Source organism: Rivihabitans pingtungensis, assembly GCF_003201855.1.
GTDB lineage: Bacteria > Pseudomonadota > Gammaproteobacteria > Burkholderiales > Aquaspirillaceae > Rivihabitans > Rivihabitans pingtungensis.
The window spans coordinates 95,171-117,895 of sequence record NZ_QJKI01000002.1 but is presented as its reverse complement, the minus strand read 5'-3'; the positions used below and the strand labels follow the sequence as shown (position 1 = coordinate 117,895).

Genomic DNA, 22,725 nt, shown 5'->3' with positions numbered 1-22,725 from the left:
ATTGCAGGCAGCTCAGCATTTCTTGGCGCTGCCTGCACGTTTAAATACATTGACGTCATGGAGGCCATATGCGAGTCAACACCAGTACTTCGGTTGTGTTGCCCCTCAGTAGTAAGCCAAGCAACAAATCCAGTAGCGAAGCAGAAAATTACCCACTTGCGTCCTACAGCACCCAAGTCCAGGTAGGTGAGCCATTTTCTGCTGATCCAAGGTTTGCCGAAATGGTTCAGTATGGCACTCAAGCGCTCGCGGAAGCAATGACCGGGCTGAAAGGTGAAAAAGCGCAAGAGGCATTTGCAAAAAAAATGGAATTATTTGGACCGGAAACCAGAGAGCATCGCCCCTCTGCGGCCGAGCTTGAAAAGCAACTGCAAATGCAGGCTGACAGTATTTTCCGTGGCCCGGCGGGCAATATCTTGGCGGTGGTGTATAAGGATGGCTCAGCCTATTCACATGCCAATATCGACCTATCTGCTTTGGCCGCATCCGCCAAAGGTTTAAGTGAGCATGAATACCGTGCCGCCATGCGCAATGGCGTTGCCGCTGCCCTGGGCAGCCGCGCGGTGGCCAGTTATTACGACTACAACAAGCCGGCGCCGACCATGAGAGAAATTCACGAAGAAGAGCATGCTTTTAATCGTCGGGCGTGATGCACTTTACGTGTTTTGCCAATCGGCCAGTACGCTTGGGATGCACTGAGCCATTCAGAAAAATCGCACCCATAAAAAATACCGCAAAATCAAAAAATTAAGCCACCACTCCTTCAGAAGTCACTTTTTTCAGCGCATCCCTTGCTGATCTCTTCGCGGGCAGCCCACCAGCCCAGTGACGCTGCCTGCATCGACTTTGTCGTTCAAATTACCGTCAGCAATAGCTCACGAGCGCACAGCCCATGTTCATATCTCGATTTGGCTTGATGCATTGGCAAGCACCGCTCACCCAACCCGCCTGGTGTTGTCGCGCGGTTTGGCCATACGCCTTGCACCGTCCGCCAGAATCGCAGACAGCGCGGGTAGCGCGCCAAGGCCGTACAACAAAGCCAGGAGGGTTTTGTGAGCGGCTCTAATTCGCGTCAGCAGGCGCCACCGGCAGCGTCACCCAACCCATATCCGCCGCCGCGCCCAGCATCACCGCCAACAGCATAGCGCCCAGCGGCAGGAACATCACTACGCCGGCGGCCACCCGCCAGGCGGGCATGCCGGTGGCGCGCGCCACACCCAACACCAGCACCAATATCGAATACACCGCCAAGAGTCCGCTGAGCGTTTGCCCGGCGGCCTCGCCCAGCCAGCTGGTCAGCGGCTCCAGCGCCTGCACGCCACTGGACAGCACCACCAGCGGCCACAGTGAATCCCGCTCGCGCCAGCCGCTCAGCCGCAGCCATAACGTCAGCACGGCGGTGACCAGCACACTTTCCAGCAGCGCAAACACGGCAAAAAACCCCAGCCGCGCCGGCAAGGGGCCGGTAAAATTTTCTGCGCTGGCGCTGTTGATCACCGACAAAATCAATAAGGCGCACAGCAACTGCCAGGCCGGATGGCGGTATTCAGCCAGCGGGCGGGCGCGCAGGCAGGCCAGCTCGATCAAATCGTCAATCAGGCGCATGGAAGAGTCTCAGGCAGGCGTCCGCCGCGTGCGCGGCGGACGTGGGGCGGGGTCAGTCGAAGATAACGGTTTTGTTGGCGTAGGCCAGGATGCGGTTTTCGATATGCCAGCGCACGGCGCGCGACAACACGACTTTTTCCAGGTCGCGGCCTTTTTGCACCAGGTCTTCCACGTCGTCGCGGTGCGAGATGCGGGTGACTTCCTGCTCGATGATCGGGCCGTCGTCCAGCACTTCGGTGACGTAGTGGCTGGTGGCGCCAATCAGCTTCACGCCACGGGCAAAGGCGCGGTGATAGGGCTTGGCGCCGTCAAACGCGGGCAGGAAGGAGTGATGGATATTGATCACCCGGCTCGGATAGCGCTCGACAAAGGACGGCGACAGCACTTGCATATAGCGCGCCAGCACGATGAAATCCACCTGGGCTTCTTCCAGCAGCGCCCACTGGCGGGCTTCCATTTCGGCTTTGTTGTCACGGGTGACCGGCACGACATGGAAGGGAATGCCGTTGAATTCCACTAGGCGGCGGCAGTCTTCGTGGTTGGAAATCACCAGGGCGATGTCGCAGTTCAGTTCGCCAATGCGCCAGCGGTGCATCAGGTCCACCAGGCAGTGTTCGTATTTGGAGACAAACAGCGCCATGCGCGGCTTTTTGCTGGACAGGGTGACCCGCCAGGTCATCTGGTTTTCGTCGGCAATCGGCTGAAACGCGGCGGCGAAGTTTTCCATCGGCAGGGTAAAGCCGCTCAGGTCCCATTCGACGCGCATCAGAAACAGGTTTTCGCTGGAATCCTGGTGCTGGTCGGCGTGCAGGATGTTGGCGTTGTAGGCCATCAAAAAGTTGGCGATGGTGGCCACCAGCCCCTTGCGGTCAGGACAACTGATCAGCAGGGTTGCGGAGTTGCGCTCGGACATGATTTAGGTTTTTCGTCAGCAATCGGTCAAAAAACGGCTCAGGCGTGCAGATTGGCCGAGTCCAGGGTGTTTTGCAGCAGGGTGGCCACCGTCATCAGGCCCACGCCGCCCGGCACCGGGGTGATCCAGCTGGCGCGCTCGCTGGCGGCGGCAAAGTCCACATCGCCCACCACCTTGCCATCCGGCAGACGGTTGATGCCCACATCCACCACCACGGCGCCTTCCTTGATCCAGTCGCCCGGCACAAAGCCCGGCTTGCCCACTGCCGCCACCACGATATCGGCGCGACGCACTTCGGCGGCCAGATCAGCAGTGGCGCTGTGGCAGACGGTGACGGTGGCGCGCGCCAGCAACAGCTCCAGCGCCATCGGTCGGCCGACAATATTGGAAGCGCCAATGATCACCGCGTGCTTGCCCTTGGGGTCGATGCCGGACATTTCCAGCATGGTCATCACCCCGCGCGGGGTGCACGGGCGCAGCAGCGGCATTTTCAGCGCCAGGCGGCCGATGTTGTAGGGGTGAAAGCCGTCCACGTCTTTTTTCGGGTCGATGCGCTCAATCACCGCATCGGCGTCGATATGCGCCGGCAGCGGCAATTGCACCAGAATGCCGTCGATTTCCGGGTCGGCGTTGACCTGGTCAACAATGGCCAGCAGTTCAGCCTGAGTGGTGCTGGCCGGCAGATCAAACGCCACCGAGCGGATGCCGACTTTTTCGCACGAGCGCTTTTTGTTGCGCACATAGATTTCCGAGGCCGGGTTATTGCCCACCAGCACCACGGCCAGCGCAGGCGCGCGACGGCCCTCGGCCAGCCGGGCGTCCACGCCGGCTTTGACACGGTTGAGCAGGGCTTCGGAAATGGTTTTGCCGTCAATAAGCTGAGCCGCCATGGTGTTGGGTCTTTCCAGTCAAGATGTTCGTAAACAAAACCGGGATTTTCGCATTGTTGGCCTGCACGGCTCAACCATTGACCGCCACGCACCCGGCAAATGCTGACACGCCAGGCGCTGCGCTCAACGCAAATGACTGGCTGAGCGATTTTATCAAGTCAAAGCTTGACAGCCTTCCAAAGCCTGGGTATAGTCCTGTTCTCTTGTTCGGGGTGTAGCGCAGCCTGGTTAGCGCACCTGATTTGGGATCAGGGGGTCGTGAGTTCGAATCCCACCACCCCGACCAGTTGCAACCGACAGTTGAGCGCCCGTAGCTCAACCGGATAGAGCATCGGCCTTCTAAGCCGGCGGTTACAGGTTCGATTCCTGTCGGGCGCGCCAGTCAAACAAGACAGTTTTTCTGATTTTGCACTGTATTCAGCAAGATCATTATGGTTTCAGCGGTGGGTGTAGCTCAGTTGGTAGAGTCCCGGATTGTGATTCCGGCTGTCGTGGGTTCGAGTCCCATCATCCACCCCAAGCATTAAAAGCCCAGTCAACAGACTGGGCTTTTTTGCATTCAAACCAAACCAAAACAGCAAACCCCAAAAAACACCAATCCACTCAGGGCCCTTCGTCCAGCCAGGACAACACCCGCGCAGCACCACGCACACGCTTGCGCTGACAGGCCAGCATGTCATCACCCTCACCAGACGGGGTGGCACTCAGATAAAAGCCATCTACCGGATAGCGAGTGGGAATATAACGCTTTTCCTGCACCGCCCAGCGCACCGGCTGATAGTCAATGCGATAAGCACTACCATCGCGCACCAGATGAAAATTGCCGTTCAACTCATCGCCATCTACGCTGCGCCAGCGAAAGCGCCCATCGCCACTGAATTGCAGCTCCATATCGCCACACATCCAGATACCGATAAACACCGGATTACGTTGCTCACACGCCACACCGGCCACTGCCAGCAACGCCACCACCCCACACGCCTGCACAGCGCGCCACAAACCGCGCATATTGGTTCCCGGATCACACAGATGTCATGAATATACCAGAGGCTATCCGCAAAAATACTTAGCATCAGCAATTTGTGCACAAAAACAAAAAAGCCAGCACATCTGTGCTGGCTTTTTTGCTGAATCTGGCTCCTCGACCTGGGCTCGAACCAGGGACCTGCGGATTAACAGTCCGTCGCTCTACCGACTGAGCTATCGAGGAATTGAGAAAGAGATAATAACGATCTTAGAAAGCCAGGTCAAGCACTTTCTGCACTTTTTAGCGGGGCAGTTGGACAAGCACATCCAACCGCCCCGTGAGCGCGATCAATCGCGGGTTTGCACCTGAACCATATCCATCGCCTCGACACCAGACAGCGTGGCCAAACGATCACGACGGCGCAACGGTTGCGAGATGGACTGGCTGGCAGCTGGATCCAGAATGGGACCAGGCAGACTCAGCGTTTCCACCTGCTGCAAAGCAGCTTGCTCGGAGCCGGCCGCCGGCGATTCAGCCACATCACGACGACGGCGACGCGGTGCTTGTACTTCGTCCATCACAGCCAACGGCTCAGCCACACGGGTGCTCACCAGCTCCAGCCCACCCAGCTCGACACTGGCCACGGCAGGCTCGGCGACCGGGGAAACTGGCTCGGCGACCGACGATTCAGCCGCGACGGGCTCATTGACCGGCTCAGCCAGCGCAATTGCTTCGGCGATGCTCACCGGGGCTGCCAGCGGTTCCGGCATGGCCGGCATGGCTACCTCAGCGACTGGCTCAACAGCAGGCTGAACGGCCACCGGCTCGATGCTGGCGACGGCATGTTCTGCCGGAGCCACTTCCGGTTCGACCGCCACAGCATCTGCCACCACAACAGCCTCCACCACCGCTGCGACGGCCACAGGCGGCAACTCAACCGGAGCAGATACGGCGGGCGCAAGCACCGGCTCGTCCACCACGACTTGCGCTTGCGGCTCAGGCATCGGCTCAGGCATCGGCACAGTCTCGACAGCCACAGGCGCAGACGCTGCCACCGCCACGGGTTCGAGCGGGGTCGGCACGGCCACCGGAATCACCGCTACCGGCGCAGCAGCCTGCTCGGCCTCTGGCGCTGCCACCGGAACAGCCTCCTGCACGACAGAGGCAAGCGGCGTCTCAGCGGCCACTTCGACCGCCACCGCAGCAGCGGCTACGGCAACCGCAGCGGCAACCGGGGCAGCAGCAGACGGCACGGCATCATGCTGGGTTTCAGGGTCAATCTGCGGGGCAGCGGCTTCAAGGTTGCCATCCGCCTGAGCCTCATCACGACGGCGTTCGCCACCACGACGGCCACGACGGCGACGGCTGCGCGGCTCACGGGCTTCACCTTCGGCCGGGGCGACATCGGCTTGCTCGTCCTGGGCAGCGGCGGTTTGCGCCACGGCTTCAGCGGCCTTCAGTTCGGTCTCGACGGCTTCGGCTGCCGGTGCGGCTTCAGGCTGACGACGGCGACGTTCCGGGCGCTCGGCGCGTTCTGCGCGCGGCGCGTCGGCATCGGCCGGGGCCGCGTTCGGGCGTTCGCCTTGTTGTTGCTCGCGGGCTTCGCGCTCTTCGCGTTCGCGCATTTCATGGCGCAGGGCCTGACGCTCGGGGCGGGCGCCGCGTTCCGGGCGTTCGCTGCGCTCGCGCGGCTCACGCGGTTCGCGTTGTTCACGCGGCTCACGTTCGGCGCGTTCAGGACGCTCAGCGCGCTCCTGGCGTTCGGCACGCGGGGCGCGCGGTTCGCGTTCCGGACGCGGGGCGTCGGCGTCGCGCTCGGCACGTTCGTTGCGGTTGTCGTCGCGGCGGCGCGGCGCGCTGTCGTCACGCGGCGGGCGCGGGCGGCGGTCACGGTCGCGGCGCTGGCCATTGCCTTCGCGGCGCGGGCTGGCAGCGGCCGGCTTGACCGGCTCGGGCGCCGGGGCCGGGGCGGGAACTTCAGTAGTGAACAGCGATTTCACCCAACCCACCAGACGCGCCATCACGCCAGGCTGAGCCGGGGCTGCCGCCACCGGGCTCGGCGCCGGGGCAGCGGCGGCAGGCGCCGCCACCGGGGCGGGCGCCGGCTCTTGATCGCGGGCAGACACCGGCGCCGGCTGGGCCGGGGTGATGCCTTGCACGGCGGCCTGCTGGCGCTCGGGTTTGGCTTTTTCCGGCTGGGCGCCGGCGTAGCCGTTTTCTTCGGTGGGGGTTTCCACCATCTTGTAGCTGGGCTCCTCGCCTTCCGGCAGATCGTCGGCGCGCAGGCGCACGATCTTGTAGTGCGGGGTTTCCAGATGGATATTGGGGATCAGCACCACGCTGACCTTCAGTCGCGCTTCGATGGTGAACAGATCCGCGCGCTTTTCGTTCAGCAGGAAGGTGGCCACGTCCACCGGCACCTGAGCGTGCACGGCGCAGGTGTTGTCCTTCATCGCTTCTTCTTGAATGATGCGCAGGATATGCAGGGCGGAGGACTCAATGCCACGGATAAAGCCGGTGCCATGACAGCGCGGGCAGGGCATGTGGCTGCTTTCGCCCAGGCTGGGTTGCAGGCGCTGACGCGACAGCTCCAACAGGCCAAAGCGCGACAGCTTGCCCATTTGCACGCGGGCGCGGTCGGTTTTCAGCGCTTCGCGCAGGCGGTTTTCTACTTCGCGCTGGTTTTTCGGGTTTTCCATGTCGATGAAATCGATCACGATCAACCCGCCCAGGTCGCGCAGACGCAGCTGACGGGCGATTTCGTCGGCGGCTTCCAGGTTGGTGTTCAGCGCGGTAGTTTCGATGTCGCTGCCCTTGGTGGCGCGCGCCGAGTTGACGTCCACCGACACCAGCGCTTCGGTGTGGTCGATGACGATGGCGCCGCCGGACGGCAGGGTGACGGCGCGCGAGAAGGCGGTTTCGATCTGGTGTTCGATCTGGAAGCGCGAGAACAGCGGCACGTCGTCTTTGTACAGCTTGACGCGGTTGACGTTGCCCGGCATGACATGGCTCATGAACTGACGCGCCTGGGCGTGGATTTCCTCGGTGTCGATGAGGATTTCGCCAATGTCGGGCTGGAAGTAATCGCGGATGGCGCGAATCACCAGGCTGCCTTCCTGGAAGATCAGGAACGGCGCATTCTGGGCGCCGGCGGCGCTTTCAATCGCGGTCCACAGTTGCAGCAGGTAGTTCAAATCCCATTGCAGCTCTTCCAGCGAGCGGCCAATGCCGGCGGTGCGGGCGATCAGGCTCATGCCGGCCGGGGTTTCCAGCTGGGCCAGCAGCTCGCGCAGCTCGTTGCGCTCTTCGCCTTCGATGCGGCGCGACACGCCGCCGCCACGCGGGTTATTGGGCATCAGCACCAGATAACGGCCGGCCAGGCTGACGTAGGTGGTCAGCGCCGCGCCTTTGTTGCCGCGTTCGTCTTTTTCTACCTGGACGATGATTTCCTGGCCTTCGCGCAGCACATCCTGGATGCGCGGGCGGCCGCCGCCGTCAAACTGACGGAAATAGGCGCGGGAGACTTCCTTGAACGGCAGAAAACCATGACGCTCGGTGCCGTAATCGACAAAGCAGGCTTCCAGCGAGGGCTCGATGCGGGTGATCACGCCCTTGTAGATATTGCCCTTTTTTTGCTCCTTGCCGACGGTTTCGATATCGAGGTCGATCAGCTTCTGGCCATCGACAATGGCGACGCGCAGCTCTTCGGCCTGCGTCGCATTGAATAACATGCGTTTCATTTTAGTAAGGTCCTGCGCGGCACTCGACGCAGGGGTTGGCGGCATTCTGGCCGCCAACGGCGCACACTTCTCCACTGCAAGCCGGCAACAGTCCGGCGCAGCGCCCGACAGCAAGACGGGCCTGAACAGGCAATCCGCGCTGACAGCCCCGCCAGTGGCGGCGTCAAAGCGGCTCGGAAAAATGGGCGCACTGGGCGCAGCAAGTTTTCGACAGCCCCAGGCAGGGGGCGCACCGAAAGGAAGTCCTTCACAAAGAGCGGTACGGCAATGGGTTCAGCCGACTTCCTGTATGTTTCGCGGGGCCACGGGTAAAGCGGCTGTTCTGCCTGCTGCCGCAGGCGCGTCTTGGTGTCAGTAATGCCCGCCCCGGCATTCGGTTGTTCAAGGGGGCGAGCATGGAATCACGTCGGATCGGGCCACCGCGTCGGGTCAAACTTTGCTGCATGGTTTTCTGGCGGGCTTGAACGCCGGAAAACGAAAATTCTGGTGAGTGCGTGTTGCGCGTAAATGCTTTACCATCGCTGCTTTTCGGTGAGCGAGACAACCGTGTCGCCGCCGCATGGACGATGCCGGACCGGGCGCGTTTGGCGCGTGGCCTCGACGTGATCGCGTCGGGACGATGAGGCGACAAGAGTCTGGGTTTCCCGAACTTATTCACCGGGGATTCACGGGTTATCCACAACCCGCCCCGGTTCGGCGCAGTATAAGCAAAATGACAGACTTGCGTAAAGACTCCGTCACCTTTGTGACAGTTGACGATGCTGGCCATGACCAGCGCGTTGACAATTTTCTCCTTCGCCACCTCAAGGGCGTGCCCAAAAGTCACGTCTATCGCATCCTGCGCAGCGGCGAGGTGCGGGTGAACAAAGGCCGGGTGGACGCCAGCCACCGGCTGCAACACGGCGATGTGCTGCGCATTCCGCCGGTGCGCGTGGCGCAAAGCGCGACGCCCGCCGGTCGCGCCGCGCCCGCGCAGGAATTCGCCATCGTCTACGAAGACGACGCCCTGCTGGTGATCGACAAACCGGCTGGGGTGGCGGTGCATGGCGGCTCGGGCGTGTCGTTTGGCGTGATCGAGCAATTGCGCGCCGCGCGGCCCGAGGCGCGCTTTCTGGAGCTGGTGCACCGGCTGGACCGGGAAACCTCCGGCCTGTTGATGCTGGCGAAAAAACGCTCGGCGCTGGTCAAGCTGCACGAGATGATCCGCGACAACCACATGGACAAGCGCTATCAGGCGCTGGGCGTGGGCGACTGGCCCGAGGCGCGCAAACAGGTCAAGCTGCCCTTGCTCAAGTTCAACCTGCCCGACGGCGAGCGCCGGGTGCGGGTGGCCGACGATGGCCAGCATGCGCACACCAATTTTCGCGTGCTCAAGCGCGCCAGCGGCTTTGTGCTGCTGGAAGCCCAGCTGAAAACCGGCCGCACCCACCAGATTCGCGTACACATGGCCGCCAGCGGCGCGCCGATTGCTGGCGATGAAAAATATGGCGACTATGCTTTCAATCGTGAGCTGCACAAGCGCGGGCTCAAGCGCATGTTTCTGCATGCCTGGCGGCTGCGCCTGAATCACCCGCTGACCGGCGCGCCGCTGGAGCTTCTCGCCCCGCTGCCGCGCGAATTGCAATCTTTTCTGGATACCCTGAGCGCATGACCCTGCCTGCTGATGCCCACGCTTTTGATCTGGTGGTGTTTGACTGGGATGGCACCCTGATGGACTCCACCGCCCACATCACCCGCTCGATCCAGCGCGCCTGCGCCGACCTGGGCCTGCCGGTGCCCGAGCGCGCCCGCGCCAGCCATGTGATCGGCCTGGGGCTGGTGGACGCCATGCGCCATGTTTGCCCCGGCCTGCCGGCCGAGCGCTACCAGGACATGGTCAACGCCTACCGCACCCACTACCTGGCCGGCGACCAGGCCATCGAGCTGTTCGATGGCGTGGCCGAGGCGCTGGCGCGCTGGCGCGCGCGCGGCGTGCTGCTGGCGGTGGCCACCGGCAAGAGCCGCATCGGCCTGGACCGCGCGCTGGCCGCCACGGGCCTGGGCGAGTGCTTTGCCATCACCCGCACGGTGGACGAATGCCGCTCCAAGCCGCATCCGCAGATGCTGGACGACATCACCGAGTTTTTGGGCGCCGACAAGCGCCGCACGCTGATGGTGGGCGACACCACCCACGATTTGCAGATGGCGCAAAACGCCGGCACCTGGGGCGCCGGCGTCAGCTATGGTGCGCACCCGGTGGAAGCCCTGCGCGACTGCGCGCCGCTGGCGTGTTTTGATTCGTTTGCCGAATTCGACACATGGCTGACGCCGCGCCTGGCCAACTGATCGGCGCCGCCAGCGCGCTGCAAGACAGCCGCCCTGGCCTGCGCTTCACCCTGCCCGACGGCCGCCCCGGCATTGCCGTGCGCTTTCGCGGCCAGGTGTACGCCTATGTCAACGCCTGCGCGCATGTGCCGGTCGAACTAGATTTAGTGGAAGGCGATGTGTTTGACATTTCCGGCCAGTATCTGGTGTGCGCCATGCATGGCGCGTACTATGATCCGCAAACCGGCCGCTGCCTGGGCGGCCCCTGCCCAGGCCGGCGGCTGACGCCGCTGACCGTGATTGAGCGCGACGGCCAAGTATGGCTTGCCGCCTGAACCCGATGCGCCGCGCCCCGCGCGTGCGCCAGCCACAGGAAATCTTGCATGAGTGAACCGCAGTGGGAACGCCAGGTGCTGGAAAAACTGGCCACCGCCGCCCTGACCGAGCAACGCCGCACCCGCCAGTGGAAGCTGTTTTTCCGCCTGGTGTGGGTGCTGCTGGCCATCTTGCTGCTGTATGGCCTGCTGCGCAACGGCGACAGTGAGGGCGCGCTGGCCAGCACCGGCGACCATGTGGCGCTGCTGACGCTATCCGGCGCCATCAGCGCAGAAAACCACACGGCAGATCGCATGATTGCCGGCCTGCAAAAAGCCTACAAGAACAGCGGCACGCGCGCGGTGGTGATTCGCGCCAACAGCCCCGGCGGCAGCCCGGTGCTGTCTGGCATGGTCAATGACGAGATTCGCCGGCTGAAGGGCGAGCACCCGGATATTCCGGTGTATGTGGTGGTTGAAGAAGTCTGCGCCTCGGGTTGTTATTACATCGCCGCCGCCGCCGACAAGATTTTTGTCGATAAGGCCAGCATTGTCGGCTCGATTGGCGTGCTGTCCGATGGCTTTGGCTTTACCGGCGCGCTGGAAAAACTCGGCGTGGAGCGCCGGCTGATGACCGCCGGCAGCCACAAGGCGCTGGCCGACCCGTTCTCGCCGCGCAAGGCAGAAGACGAAGCCATCCGCCAGGCGCTGCTGAACGATATTCACCGCCAGTTCATTCAGGTGGTGAAAACCGGACGCGGCGCCCGACTGAAGGACGACCCGACTATTTTCACCGGCCTGTACTGGCTGGGTGAAAAAAGCATTCCGCTGGGCCTGGCCGACGGCTATGGCACGGTGGACAGCGTAGCGCGCGAGCTGGTGAAAACCGACAATATTGTCGATGTAACCCCCAGCGACGACCTGGTGGACCGCTTCACCAAACGCTTTGGCGTGATGCTGTCCGCTGCGCTGTTGAGCCAGGGCGACAGCGGCCCGCAACTGAAATAAGCCCGCAGGAGAGCCCCACCCATGCGCCGCCGTCCGCCGGAAGACCCCGACCACCACGAACGCTGGATGGTGTCCTACGCCGACTTTGTCACCTTGCTGTTTGCTTTTTTTGTGGTGATGTACGCCATCTCGTCGATCAACGAGGGCAAATACAAGCAGATGACCCAATCCATGATTGCGGCGTTCAATCAGGGCTCGATCTCGCCCAAGGTGATTGGCCAGTCCGGCAGCGCCAACACCCATGTGGCGGTGGAAGACGCCAACCCGATGACCAGCAAGGTGGCCGCCTCGCTGAAACAGCAGCAAGACATGCGCGTGCGCCAGCTGGCGGCGCAGGTGCGTCAGCTGCTGGATCCGCTGATGCAGCGCGGCCAGGTTCGGGTGACCGACAGCCCGCTGGGCATCGCCGTAGAAATCAACGACAGCGCCTTGTTTGAATCCGGTCAGGCCACCCCCTCCACTGCCTCGGTAAGCTGGCTGGGCCGGCTGGGCGGCGTGCTGAAAGGCCATCCCAACCGCATCCGGGTGGAAGGCTACACCGACGACCGGCCGATTCGCACCAGCGTCTACCCCTCCAACTGGGAATTATCCGCCGCCCGCGCCGGCAGCGTGGTGCGCCTGTTTGTCGAAAACGGCGTCGCCTCGCCGCGCCTGGTGGCCATCGGCCGCGCCGAAAACCGCCCGGTGGCTAGCAACGACCACGCCGACGGCCGCGCCCGCAACCGCCGGGTGACCATCAGCATCCTGCCGGAAAGCGCTGGCGATAATGATCTGGTGCCGGTGGCGACGCTCAGCAGCGCACCGCAGTGAGCGTCGCTCACCAAACCCAGCGCAGTAATCCTGGCTAGAGGTGTGCGGCCGCAAAACAGCAAGACAGAACAGCAAGGCCGCGCAACGACGGCCAGGAAGGCTTTGTGAGCCCCTGATGTGACACAGCCCAGACATGCTTGCCCGGGCTGCCAGCCTACTTACTTGACGATCTTCAACGACGGCCGTCCGCCGCCACCGCCCGCCGGGCGCGGCGGCGGCTCATCCGCAGGCGGTGCACTGCTGGCCACCGGCTGCAAGGCCAGCACTTCCGCCTCGGCGGCGTCTTCCTCCGCCGGGCGATGCTGCAATTCCACTTCAAAACCCATGCCTTCGCCGGTTTCCCGGGCAAAAATCGCCATCACATTCCCCACCGGCACCCAGATATCGTGCGACACCCCGGAAAATCGGGCAGAGAACGACACATATTCATTGTCGATCAGCAGTTTATGGGTGGCGTTGGCGCCAATGTTCAGCACAATTTCATTGTTCTTCACATAGGCCATCGGCACTTGCACATGCTCATCCACCCAGACGGTGAGATGTGGGGTGTAGTGGTTGTCAGCGCACCATTCGTACAGCGCGCGCAGCAGGTAGGGCTTGGTGGAGGTGCTCATCAGGGTATCCCGAAACAATCAGCAAAACGCTTACAAAAAACCCCTGGCGGCAGGACAGCCTGGCCAGGGGCGCGCATGGCGGGGCCACCGCTTACTTGCGCATGGCCTTTTCTGCCGGGGTCAGCGAATCAATGAACGCCTGACGGCTGAAAATGCGCTCGGAGTATTTCAGAATCGGCGCAGCAGCCTTGCCCAGGTCGATATTGTAGTGCTCCAGACGCCACATCAGCGGGGCAATCGCCACGTCGATCATGGAGAACTCGTCACCCAGGATGAACTTCTGCTTGGTAAAGATCGGCGCAATCTGGGTCAGGCTGTCGCGAATCGCCTCACGGGCGCGCTCACCGGCCTTGCCGCCTTGCGATTGCTCCAGCTGGCGCACGTGCACAAACAGCTCTTGCTCAAAGCGGAACAGGAACAGACGGGCGCGAGCGCGCATCACCGGGTCGGCCGGCATCAGCTGCGGATGCGGGAAGCGCTCGTCGATGTATTCGTTGATGATGTTCGACTCGTGCAGGATCAGGTCGCGCTCGACCAGCACCGGCACTTCGTTGTACGGGTTCATGACCGCGAGGTCTTCCGGCTTGTTGTGCACGTCAACGTCGTTGATCTGGAAGTCCATGCCTTTTTCGAACAGGACAATGCGGCAGCGATGGCTGAACGGGCAGGTGGTGCCGGAATAGAGCGTCATCATGGTCTGTATGATCTCCGTCAGAGGGGCCAAATCAGGCCCAGGTAGGTGATAACAATCACATAGTGTAGCATTCTGGGCGGGGCAATCGCCAGTTTTAGCACATAGTAGATTGTTTTAAAAAAGAAAAACGGAGAGCGAACTCTCCGTTTTTCATGCCTGGCAGAAGGGCGGGCAGCTGTTTTTCCGGCGCAAGCGCCGAGAAAACATCCTGCTGAGCACCACTCACAAAACCCGGTGAAACAGTCCTGGCCAAATATGTAACCGTAAAGATCACACAACAAGGCCAGGCGGGTTTTGTCAGCCGCGCTTAGTGCACGTCCTTCCAGTATTCCTTCTTCAGGAAATAGGCCAGCGGGAACATCACCAGCGCCAGGAACAGGATGACCACATAGCCAATCTGCTCACGCTTCACTTGCGACGGCTCGGACATGTACACCATGTAGTTGACCAGATCCGCAGCGCGCTTGTCGTATTCGCTGGTGTCGGCCTTTCCGTTTTCCAGCTTGGTCAGCGAACCCGGCTTGACCAGCACGAGCTTGTGCTCTTCGTGGCCTTCCTTGTTCTTGACCGTTTCCAGACGCTGCTCGCCTTGCCATTCCCACAGGATGTGCGGCATGCCCACCTTGTCGAATACCTGGTTGTTCCAGCCAGTCGGACGGCTTTCGTCGCGGTAGAAGCCGCGCATATAGCCGTACAGGTAATCGGCGCCGCGCGAGCGGGCGATCACGGTCAGGTCAGGCGGAGTGGCGCCGAACCAGTCCTTGGCTTCTTTTTTGTCCATCGAGACAGCCATGGTGTCGCCAATCTTGTCGGTGGCGAACATCAGGTTGTCCTTGATTTGCGTTTCGGACAGCGCCAGGTCTTGCAGACGGTTGTAGCGCATGTAGCTGGCCGAGTGGCAGGACAGGCAGTAGTTGTTGAAAATCTGGGCGCCGCGTTGCAGCGATTCGACGTCCTTGACATTGATCGGCGCTTTTTCCAGAGCCGGGCCTTCGCTATTGGCGAAAGCAGCCACTGGCAGAACCAGAGCCAGCGCAGCGATCAGGTGACGAAAATGCTTTTTCATTGTTGTCATCCCCTGGATCAAACCATCTTGGCGAACAGCGTGGCGCCGCCGATTGCCAAGGCCATGAGCACGAAGAACAGCACCTGACGGCCACCAGTGTTGTCGGTGACGCGAGCCGGCGTGGCGACACTGCCCACGTCGTTCTTGGTGAAGAACGGCATGCCCAGGAAGAAACCGAAGTACATCACCGAGAAGATCTGAGCGATCACGGTGCGCACGTTGGTGGACGGCATGGCGCCCAGAATGCCCAGGCCGATGAAGGCGATGATGAACAGGGTGACCATCACCTTGAACTTGGTGCTGCGATAGCGGATCGACTTGACCGGGGATTTATCCAGCCACGGCAGGAAGGCGATCAGCACCACGGCGCCGCCCATGCCCAGCACGCCCCACACCTGGGTGCCGGCAAACGACGGAATCGCGCGCAGAATGGCGTAGAACGGGGTGAAGTACCACACCGGCGCAATGTGCGGCGGGGTCTTCAGCGGGTCAGCCGGGTCGAAGTTCGGATGCTCAAGGAAGTAACCGCCCATTTCCGGCACCAGGAACACCACAGCGCTGAACACGATCAGGAACACCACCACACCCAGCACATCCTTGACGGTGTAGTACGGGTGGAACGGAATGCCATCCAGCGGAATGTGGGTGACCGGATCCTTGTTTTTCTTGATCTCGACGCCATCCGGGTTGTTGGAGCCGACTTCGTGCAGGGCGATCAGGTGAGCTGCCACCAGCGCCACCAGAATCAGCGGCACAGCGATCACGTGCAGGGCAAAGAAGCGGTTCAGGGTGGCGTCGCCGACAACAAAGTCACCGCGGATGAACACCGACAGATCCGGGCCGATGACCGGGATCGAGGCAAACAGGTTCACAATCACCTGCGCGCCCCAGAACGACATCTGGCCCCAGGGCAGCAGATAGCCCATGAAGGCTTCGGCCATCAGGCACAGGAAGATCAGGCAGCCAAAAATCCACACCAGTTCGCGCGGTTGCTTGTACGAGCCGTAAATCAGGCCACGGAACATGTGCAGGTAGACCACGACGAAGAACATCGAGGCGCCGGTGGAGTGCATGTAGCGGATGATCCAGCCGCCGGCCACGTCGCGCATGATGTACTCGACCGAGGCGAAGGCCACCGGCACGCCAGAGGCGTTCAGGGTGCCGTCCGGCTTGTAGTTCATGGTCAGGAAGATGCCGGTGACAATCTGAATCACCAGCACCAGCATGGCCAGCGAACCAAAGAAGTACCAGAAGTTGAAGTTTTTCGGCGCGTAGTACTCAGAAACATGCGCCTTCCAGGTCGACGTCAGCGGGAAGCGGGCGTCGATCCAGTCCAAAACAGCTTGTTGCTTGCTCATTTTGTGTGTGCCCTTCGCTTATTTGTCATCGCCGATCAGCAGGCGAGTGTCCGACATGTATTTGTGCGGGGGGATTTCCATGTTCTTCGGAGCCGGCACGCCCGAGTAGACGCGAGCGGCCAGGTCGAACTTGGAACCATGGCACGGGCAGTAGAAGCCGCCCAGCCATTCCGGGCCCAGATCAGCCGGGGCCAGATCGGGGCGGAAGGTCGGGGAACAGCCCAGGTGGGTGCAAATACCGACGGCGACCAGGATTTCCGGCTTGATCGAACGATGCGGATTCTTGCAGTAATCCGGCTGTTGCGGCACTTCGGAAGCCGGATCGACCAGCTTGCCATCCAGCTTGGGCAGGTTTTTCACCTGTTCCGGCGTGCGGTTGACCACCCACACCGGCTTGCCGCGCCATTCAACGTTGATCTTTTGGCCTGCCTCCAGTTTGCTGATGTCCACTTCCACCGGGGCGCCTGCAGCCTTGGCACGCTCCGAGGGGAAGAAGCTCAACACAAACGGGGTGGCTACAGCCGCTGCGGCCACGCCACCTGCGGCGCTGGTCGCAACCGTCAGGAACCGGCGACGGCCCGTATCGACTTGTTGCTCACTCATTTACTCATCCTCAAACATGAAAACCGAGCTAAAACTGGTTGATTTTACCTGATTGGCGGTAGGGACTTAAAGCATTTATGCAAAAAACTTAGTTATCCACTGCCTGTCCGTCCGACATCGGGCGCATTGCGCCAGAACAGGCCGAACACAGGTCTTATATAAAACAGACGATTAGCCTGACCGTATTAACACATGGCCAGTCAATTGGCTTGTGCGCAGCAATCCGGGTCAGGCGTGTGGCGGCAAACGGTGTGGCCAAGCCGGGCACTCTAGGGGCTTGGTCAGCCACACTAAATCGGGTTGTCGATGTCCACCCAGCGCACGTCCAGCCCCAGCGTTTGCGCCAGATGCTCGCCCAGCGCCTGTACGCCATAGCGTTCAGTGGCGTGGTGGCCAGCGGCGACAAAGGCCACGCCGGTTTCCGCGGCGATATGCGCGCATGGCTCAGACGCCTCGCCGGTCAGGTAGGCATCCACCCCCAGCGCCACGGCGTCGGCCAGCATGCCCGGCGCACCGCCGGTGCACCAGGCCACCTGGCGGATCAGCTTGTCCGCCGCGCCCAAGGCCAGCGGCGCGCGGCCCAACTGGCGCTGCACATGGTCAGCCCAGTCGGCCAGACGCATCGGCTGGGCCAGCTCGCCGCGCCACAGCAGATTTTGCTCGCCGCCCTGGCCCAGCGGGGTGATGCCCAGCACGCGCGCCAGCGTGGCGTTATTGCCCAGCGTCGGGTGAGCGTCCAGCGGCAGGTGATAGGCGATCAGGTTGATGTCGTGCGCCAGCAATTGCGCCAGGCGGGATTTTTTCATGCCCAGCACGCGCGGGTCTTCGTTTTTCCAGAAGTAACCGTGGTGCACCAGAATGGCGTCGGCTTGCAGGGCAATCGCCGCGTCGATCAGCGCCGCGCTGGCGGTGACGCCCGTGACGATGCGGCGGATGTCCGCGCGCCCTTCCACTTGCAAGCCATTCGGGCAGTAATCCTTGAACCGCCAGGGCTCCAGCACACTGTCCAGAGCCTGAAGCACATCGCTGCGTTGCATCGCACCAATTCCCTGAACTTCAAACAGGGCGGATTGTCGCACGGACTTAGCCTTAGCCCCAAGTAGGAATACGTAGCGAAGCGCAGAAAGACATAAAAAAACCCGCGCTTGCGCGCGGGTTTTTCGTCAGGCCAGGCAAATGCCCGGCCAGTAAGGCTGTCAGGCCGACATTACATCATGCCGCCCATACCGCCCATGCCACCCATGTCCGGGGCTGCCGGCTTGTCTTCCGGCAGCTCGGCGATCATGCAGTCGGTGGTCAGCATCAGGCCGGCGATGGACGCGGCGTGTTGCAGTGCGGAGCGGGTGACCTTGGTCGGATCCAGCACGCCCATTTCCACCATATCGCCGTATTCGCCGCTGGCAGCGTTGAAGCCAAAGTTGCCCGTGCCTTCGAACACCTTGTTCACCACCACCGACGGCTCATCGCCAGCGTTGGCGACGATCTGGCGCAGCGGGGCTTCGATGGCCTTCAGCACGATCTGGATGCCGGCGCTTTGCTCGGCATTGTCGCCCTTCAGGTTGCCCAGGTTGGCGCGGGCGCGCAGCAGGGCCACACCGCCGCCAGGCACAATGCCTTCTTCCACCGCAGCGCGGGTGGCGTGCAGGGCGTCTTCCACGCGGGCTTTCTTTTCTTTCATTTCGACTTCGGTGGCGGCGCCAACCTTGATCACGGCCACACCGCCGGCCAGCTTGGCCACGCGCTCTTGCAGCTTCTCGCGGTCGTAGTCGCTGGTGGCTTCTTCGATCTGGCGACGGATTTGCTCAACGCGCGCCTGGATGGCAGCAGCTTCGCCCACGCCGTCGATGATGGTGGTGTTTTCCTTGCCCACTTCGACGCGCTTGGCTTGGCCCAGCAGATCCAGGGTGACCTTTTCCAGGGTCAGGCCCACTTCTTCGGCGATCACGGTGCCGCCGGTCAGCACGGCGATGTCTTCCAGCATGGCCTTGCGGCGGTCGCCAAAGCCCGGGGCCTTGACGGCACACACCTTCAGGATGCCGCGGATGGTGTTCACCACCAGGGTGGCCAGCGCTTCGCCGTCCACGTCTTCAGCGATGATCAGCAGCGGGCGGCCGGACTTGGCCACTTGCTCCAGCACCGGCAGCAGGTCGCGGATGTTGCTGATTTTCTTGTCGAACAGCAGCACAAACGGGTTTTCCAGCTGGGCGATCTGCTTTTCCGGCTGGTTGATGAAGTACGGGGACAGGTAGCCGCGGTCAAACTGCATGCCTTCCACCACGTCCAGCTCGTCTTCCAGGCCCGAACCGTCTTCTACGGTGATCACGCCTTCTTTGCCGACTTTTTCCATGGCGGCGGCGATCTTGTCACCAATCACGGTGTCACTGTTGGCGGAGATCGAACCCACCTGGGCGATTTCCTTGGTGGTGGCGCACGGCTTGGAGATTTTCTTCAGCTCTTCCACCACGGCGATCACGGCCTTGTCGATGCCGCGCTTCAGGTCCATCGGGTTCATGCCGGCGGCCACGTACTTCATGCCTTCTTGCACCACGGCTTGCGCCAGCACGGTGGCGGTGGTGGTGCCGTCACCGGCGATGTCGTTGGTCTTGGAAGCCACTTCCTTGACCATTTGTGCGCCCATGTTCTCGAACTTGTCTTTCAGTTCGATTTCCTTGGCCACCGACACGCCATCCTTGGTGATGGTCGGCGAACCATAGCTGCGGTCCAGCACCACATTGCGGCCCTTCGGGCCCAGGGTCACTTTGACGGCGTCGGCCAGGATATTGACGCCGATCACCATCTTGGCGCGAGCGGAATCACCGAACTTGACTTCTTTGGCAGCCATTTTTTTACTCCGAAATTCTGTCGTTGTCGTACTTGACGATTACTAATCTGAATACAGCAGGGTCAACAGGCGGTTGATTATTCAACGATACCCATGATGTCTTCTTCGCGCATCACCAGCAGCTCTTCGCCGTCCACCTTGACGGTCTGGCCGGAGTATTTGCCGAACAGCACCTTGTCGCCCTTTTTCACTTCCAGCGGGCGGCGTTCGCCGTTTTCCAGGATCTTGCCGTTGCCCACCGCGATCACTTCGCCCATGTCCGGCTTCTCGGCGGCTGCGCCCGGCAGAACGATGCCGGAAGCGGTTTTTTCTTCAGCTTCGAGACGCTTGATAACTACACGGTCGTGCAGGGGACGAATAGCCATGAGAACTTCTCCTAAATTCGGGTTGGATGTCGAGAAACAAAAAAGCAAGTCAAATCATCGAGATGGCCTAGCTGATTAGCACTCAACGCTTGCGAGTGCTAATAGTATGGACGCACGCCAAGGTTTTCAAGAGCGGAAAATCATTTTTTTTGTCCGCCACCGGCCACATGTGCAGCCAGCCTGTCTCGCCACGGCCAGCGCCACTCACCACAAACTGTCCTGCCGGGTGTCCAGCAAGCGGCGCACCGGCGCCGGCAAGCCCAGCGCCAGCGCGGCCTCCTGCGTCCACCAGCGCCCATCGGCCGGGCCTGCCCCCGCCGTGGCGCGCACCTGCACCGGCTGCGGGGTGATGTCCAGACGAAAATGGGTGAACACATGCTGCACGGTGGGCCACGGCGGCGTCAGCGGCGCCGCTGTCCAGCCCGCCGCCGCCAGCCAATGGGGCGCTTCGCCGATGTCCGCCAGCTCGGGCAGGCTCCACAGCCCGCCCCACACGCCGCTGTCCGGGCGGCGTTGCAGCCACACCTCGCCAGCGGCATTGCGCGCCAGCAGCATCACCGTGCTGCGCAAGGGCTGCGCCTTGCGCGGACGGGCAGTGGGCAGCGCGCGCTGGCGGCCCTGCGCGCGCGCCACGCAGCCGTCGGCCATCGGACATTCGCCGCAACGCGGCTGGCCGCGCACGCACAGCAAGCTGCCCAAATCCATCAGCCCCTGGGTGTAGGCGGCCATGTGCGCCACCGAGTCCGGCAAGAGCTGCTCGGCCAGCGTCCATAGCTGGTTTTCGATGGCTTTGTCGCCGGGCCAGCCCTCAATGCCATAGCAGCGGGTGAGCACGCGCTTGACATTGCCATCCAGAATCGCCGCACGGCGGGCAAAGGCAAAAGCGGCAATCGCTGCCGCGGTGGAGCGACCCACCCCACACAGCGTCATCAAGGCATCCTGGCTGTCGGGAAAACGGCCGGCAAATTCGTTCATCACCTGGCCGGCAGCGCGGTGCAGATTGCGCGCGCGGCTGTAATAGCCCAGCCCGCTCCAGGCCGCCAGCACATCGTCCAGCGGGGCAGCAGCCAGGGTGGCGACATCGGGAAAGCGCTGCAAGAAGGCCGGGTAATACCCCAGCACGGTGGACACCTGGGTTTGCTGCAACATGATTTCCGACACCCACACCTTGTAGGGGTCGTCCACCTGCCAGGGCAGGCCGTGGCGGCCATGCTGGCGCTGCCAGGCAATCAGGCGGGGGGCAAATTCGGCAAAGGACACAGCAACAGACATGGCGCAGGCAACCAGCAAGACAAGAGGCGGCAGCATAGCCGCGCCAGCGCAAAAAACAAAGCTGCCAAAAACACGCGCGCCATCGCCGGATCAACCGGGGATGGCGCGCCATGCAGGATGTGCGGTCAGCGGATGGGGATTACAGATTCATCCAGTTGGGGATTTCGTCTTGCAGGAACGGCGCTTCGGCGGTTTCTTCGCCCATCAGCACAAAGCCGGACAGCTGGCCGCGCTCGCTGATAAAGCTGGCGTTCAGGCCGTGTTCCACCATCAGGGTTTCCCACTGGCCGGTCAAACCCGGGCGTGGCTGGGCAATCACCGTAGGGCAGCATGGGATGTTGAGCTTCAGCGGCATAGGCGGGAAGTTCAACTGGACATTCTGTCCCGTCAGCACACGCGCCAGTGCCGAGACTTCGTGGTGAATGGCCTGGCTATACGGCAGCCAGACGCCGTTGATTTCGGCGCAATCACCCAGCGCGTAGACATCGGGCGCACTGGTGGCCAGCTTGCGGTCCACCATGATGCCTTTGCGCACCTTCAGGCCGGCATCACTGGCCAGCTTGGTGTTGGGCACCACGCCGATGCAGGCAATGACCAGATCACCCTCGACATGCTTGCCATTGGTCAGCGCCAGCTGGGCACGGTGGCCTTCTTTGCTGGCACTGGCGCAACGGGCATTGAAGTGGAACTTCACCCCGCGCTCTTCCAGTTGCTCAACCAGATAGCGGCGCGCATCCAGTGGCATCAGCTCGAACAGCGGGCCGGCGTGTTGTTCGATCACCGTGACATTCTTGCCGGCATCCGCCAGGGTATTGGCCAGCTCGCAGCCAGACTGGCCGGCGCCAATGATGATCAAGTCCTTGACCGAGGCCAGGCGGGCGCGCAGCTTGTTCACTACGCTGGCGTGAGTCACCGCAGCTACCAGGCCAGGCAAATCGCGGGCGAAGCTGGGCAGCATCGGGCTGGAACCCAGCGCCAGCACCAGCTTGTCAGCCTGATATTCGCCATGGTCGGTCTGTACACTGCAATCCGCCACACGGATCGACTGCGCCGTGCAGTTGGGCACCATATCAATGCGCAATTGTTCACCCAGCGCCAGCAAATCCTCGGTGCTCAGGGTTTTTTGCGAGGGCCCCAGCGCCTGCACAAACTCGGAACGATTGAACCCATACGCATCGCGCCCCAGCAGGGTGATCGGGCGACGCGGGTCGAGTTTGCGGATTTCCCGGGCCAGGGCGATGCCCGCCTGACCATTACCAAGAATGAGCACGGATTCCATTTGCAGTCACTATTCCAGTGCGACGGTGAAAACACTCCATCATAAAGGATGATGGGGATGGTCGGCAAAGCCGACAGCATG

Annotated in this window: 21 protein-coding genes and 4 tRNA genes; 9 read left to right on the top strand and 16 right to left on the bottom strand. The window is 62.0% G+C overall.

The features are described 5' to 3' along the window. Nucleotides 1–68 precede the first annotated feature (68 nt). A complete protein-coding gene (locus tag DFR34_RS02500) occupies nt 69–650 on the top strand; it encodes a hypothetical protein (RefSeq protein ID WP_146215034.1) in 582 nt (193 codons plus the stop codon). A gap of 412 nt (nt 651–1,062) precedes the next feature. On the opposite strand, the gene DFR34_RS02495 is transcribed toward DFR34_RS02500, so the two are convergent. Genes DFR34_RS02495 through folD form a run of 3 tightly spaced genes read right to left on the bottom strand, consistent with a single transcriptional unit; the run spans nt 1,063 to nt 3,408 of the window. Then, complete coding sequence (locus DFR34_RS02495; protein WP_110389585.1) at nt 1,063–1,605, bottom strand: hypothetical protein; 543 nt, start codon at nt 1,603–1,605, stop codon at nt 1,063–1,065. A 52-nt stretch (nt 1,606–1,657) separates the two neighbouring features. Continuing rightward, nucleotides 1,658–2,518 carry a formyltetrahydrofolate deformylase gene (gene purU / locus DFR34_RS02490; protein ID WP_170121683.1) on the bottom strand — a complete coding sequence of 287 codons (861 nt, stop codon included), beginning with the start codon at nt 2,516–2,518 and terminating at the stop codon, nt 1,658–1,660. Between the two features lie 38 nt (nt 2,519–2,556). After that, the gene (folD, locus tag DFR34_RS02485; protein ID WP_110389583.1) at nt 2,557–3,408 is read right to left on the bottom strand and encodes a bifunctional methylenetetrahydrofolate dehydrogenase/methenyltetrahydrofolate cyclohydrolase FolD; all 852 of its coding nucleotides are present in this window, start codon (nt 3,406–3,408) and stop codon (nt 2,557–2,559) included. A 208-nt stretch (nt 3,409–3,616) separates the two neighbouring features. On the opposite strand from folD, the gene DFR34_RS02480 reads away from it, so the two are divergent. The 3 genes from DFR34_RS02480 to DFR34_RS02470 all read left to right on the top strand — a co-directional run bounded on the left by DFR34_RS02480 (nt 3,617) and on the right by DFR34_RS02470 (nt 3,927). Next, a tRNA-Pro gene (locus DFR34_RS02480) sits at nt 3,617–3,694 on the top strand. An 18-nt stretch (nt 3,695–3,712) separates the two neighbouring features. Then, nucleotides 3,713–3,789 (top strand) — tRNA-Arg (locus tag DFR34_RS02475). A gap of 62 nt (nt 3,790–3,851) precedes the next feature. Beyond that, a tRNA-His gene (locus DFR34_RS02470) sits at nt 3,852–3,927 on the top strand. 84 nt (nt 3,928–4,011) lie between these two features. Here the strand turns inward: DFR34_RS02470 and DFR34_RS02465 are convergent. From DFR34_RS02465 to rne, 3 genes are all read right to left on the bottom strand, one after another. Then, entirely contained in the window at nt 4,012–4,416 is a 405-nt protein-coding gene (locus DFR34_RS02465) for a hypothetical protein (RefSeq protein ID WP_110389582.1), read from the bottom strand. 126 nt (nt 4,417–4,542) lie between these two features. Next, nucleotides 4,543–4,618 (bottom strand) — tRNA-Asn (locus DFR34_RS02460). A 104-nt stretch (nt 4,619–4,722) separates the two neighbouring features. Then, complete coding sequence (rne, locus tag DFR34_RS02455) at nt 4,723–8,115, bottom strand: ribonuclease E (protein ID WP_110389581.1); 3,393 nt, start codon at nt 8,113–8,115, stop codon at nt 4,723–4,725. A gap of 712 nt (nt 8,116–8,827) precedes the next feature. On the opposite strand from rne, the gene DFR34_RS02450 reads away from it, so the two are divergent. The 5 genes from DFR34_RS02450 to motD are packed head-to-tail and all read left to right on the top strand — an operon-like array spanning nt 8,828 to nt 12,551. Further along, nucleotides 8,828–9,766: an RluA family pseudouridine synthase gene (locus DFR34_RS02450; RefSeq protein WP_110389580.1), complete on the top strand. Its 939-nt coding sequence runs from the start codon at nt 8,828–8,830 to the stop codon at nt 9,764–9,766. After that, nucleotides 9,763–10,440: an HAD-IA family hydrolase gene (locus tag DFR34_RS02445; protein ID WP_110389579.1), complete on the top strand. Its 678-nt coding sequence runs from the start codon at nt 9,763–9,765 to the stop codon at nt 10,438–10,440. Before DFR34_RS02450 ends, DFR34_RS02445 begins: the two co-directional genes overlap by 4 nt. Beyond that, entirely contained in the window at nt 10,413–10,754 is a 342-nt protein-coding gene (locus tag DFR34_RS02440; RefSeq protein ID WP_110389578.1) for a Rieske (2Fe-2S) protein, read from the top strand. Before DFR34_RS02445 ends, DFR34_RS02440 begins: the two co-directional genes overlap by 28 nt. A gap of 48 nt (nt 10,755–10,802) precedes the next feature. After that, nucleotides 10,803–11,741, top strand: a complete 939-nt coding sequence (locus DFR34_RS02435; RefSeq protein ID WP_110389577.1) for a S49 family peptidase — start codon at nt 10,803–10,805, stop codon at nt 11,739–11,741. A 21-nt stretch (nt 11,742–11,762) separates the two neighbouring features. Beyond that, entirely contained in the window at nt 11,763–12,551 is a 789-nt protein-coding gene (gene motD, locus DFR34_RS02430; protein WP_110389576.1) for a flagellar motor protein MotD, read from the top strand. Nucleotides 12,552–12,709: 158 nt separating this feature from the next. Here motD and DFR34_RS02425 read toward each other — a convergent pair whose 3' ends face one another. The 10 genes from DFR34_RS02425 to DFR34_RS02380 form a co-directional block, all read right to left on the bottom strand. Continuing rightward, nucleotides 12,710–13,165, bottom strand: a complete 456-nt coding sequence (locus DFR34_RS02425; RefSeq protein ID WP_110389575.1) for a ClpXP protease specificity-enhancing factor — start codon at nt 13,163–13,165, stop codon at nt 12,710–12,712. Between the two features lie 91 nt (nt 13,166–13,256). Next, the gene (locus DFR34_RS02420) at nt 13,257–13,859 is read right to left on the bottom strand and encodes a glutathione S-transferase N-terminal domain-containing protein (protein WP_110389574.1); all 603 of its coding nucleotides are present in this window, start codon (nt 13,857–13,859) and stop codon (nt 13,257–13,259) included. Between the two features lie 307 nt (nt 13,860–14,166). Then, entirely contained in the window at nt 14,167–14,925 is a 759-nt protein-coding gene (locus tag DFR34_RS02415) for a cytochrome c1 (protein ID WP_110389573.1), read from the bottom strand. A gap of 17 nt (nt 14,926–14,942) precedes the next feature. Next, nucleotides 14,943–16,283, bottom strand: coding sequence for a cytochrome b (locus DFR34_RS02410; RefSeq protein ID WP_110389572.1), 1,341 nt, complete (start codon nt 16,281–16,283; stop codon nt 14,943–14,945). A gap of 18 nt (nt 16,284–16,301) precedes the next feature. Further along, on the bottom strand, nt 16,302–16,886 hold the full coding sequence (gene petA / locus DFR34_RS02405; RefSeq protein ID WP_110389571.1) for a ubiquinol-cytochrome c reductase iron-sulfur subunit: 585 nt from the start codon (nt 16,884–16,886) through the stop codon (nt 16,302–16,304). 290 nt (nt 16,887–17,176) lie between these two features. Beyond that, the gene (locus tag DFR34_RS02400) at nt 17,177–17,923 is read right to left on the bottom strand and encodes a Nif3-like dinuclear metal center hexameric protein (RefSeq protein WP_110389570.1); all 747 of its coding nucleotides are present in this window, start codon (nt 17,921–17,923) and stop codon (nt 17,177–17,179) included. Nucleotides 17,924–18,093: 170 nt separating this feature from the next. Beyond that, complete coding sequence (gene groL / locus DFR34_RS02395) at nt 18,094–19,728, bottom strand: chaperonin GroEL (protein ID WP_110389569.1); 1,635 nt, start codon at nt 19,726–19,728, stop codon at nt 18,094–18,096. Nucleotides 19,729–19,805: 77 nt separating this feature from the next. Continuing rightward, on the bottom strand, nt 19,806–20,093 hold the full coding sequence (gene groES / locus DFR34_RS02390) for a co-chaperone GroES (protein WP_110389568.1): 288 nt from the start codon (nt 20,091–20,093) through the stop codon (nt 19,806–19,808). A 204-nt stretch (nt 20,094–20,297) separates the two neighbouring features. Continuing rightward, nucleotides 20,298–21,365 (bottom strand): A/G-specific adenine glycosylase, encoded by a 1,068-nt coding sequence (gene mutY, locus DFR34_RS02385; protein ID WP_211309266.1) that lies wholly within the window; start codon nt 21,363–21,365, stop codon nt 20,298–20,300. Between the two features lie 139 nt (nt 21,366–21,504). Further along, a complete protein-coding gene (locus DFR34_RS02380) occupies nt 21,505–22,644 on the bottom strand; it encodes an NAD(P)/FAD-dependent oxidoreductase (RefSeq protein WP_110389566.1) in 1,140 nt (379 codons plus the stop codon). Nucleotides 22,645–22,725 lie beyond the last annotated feature (81 nt).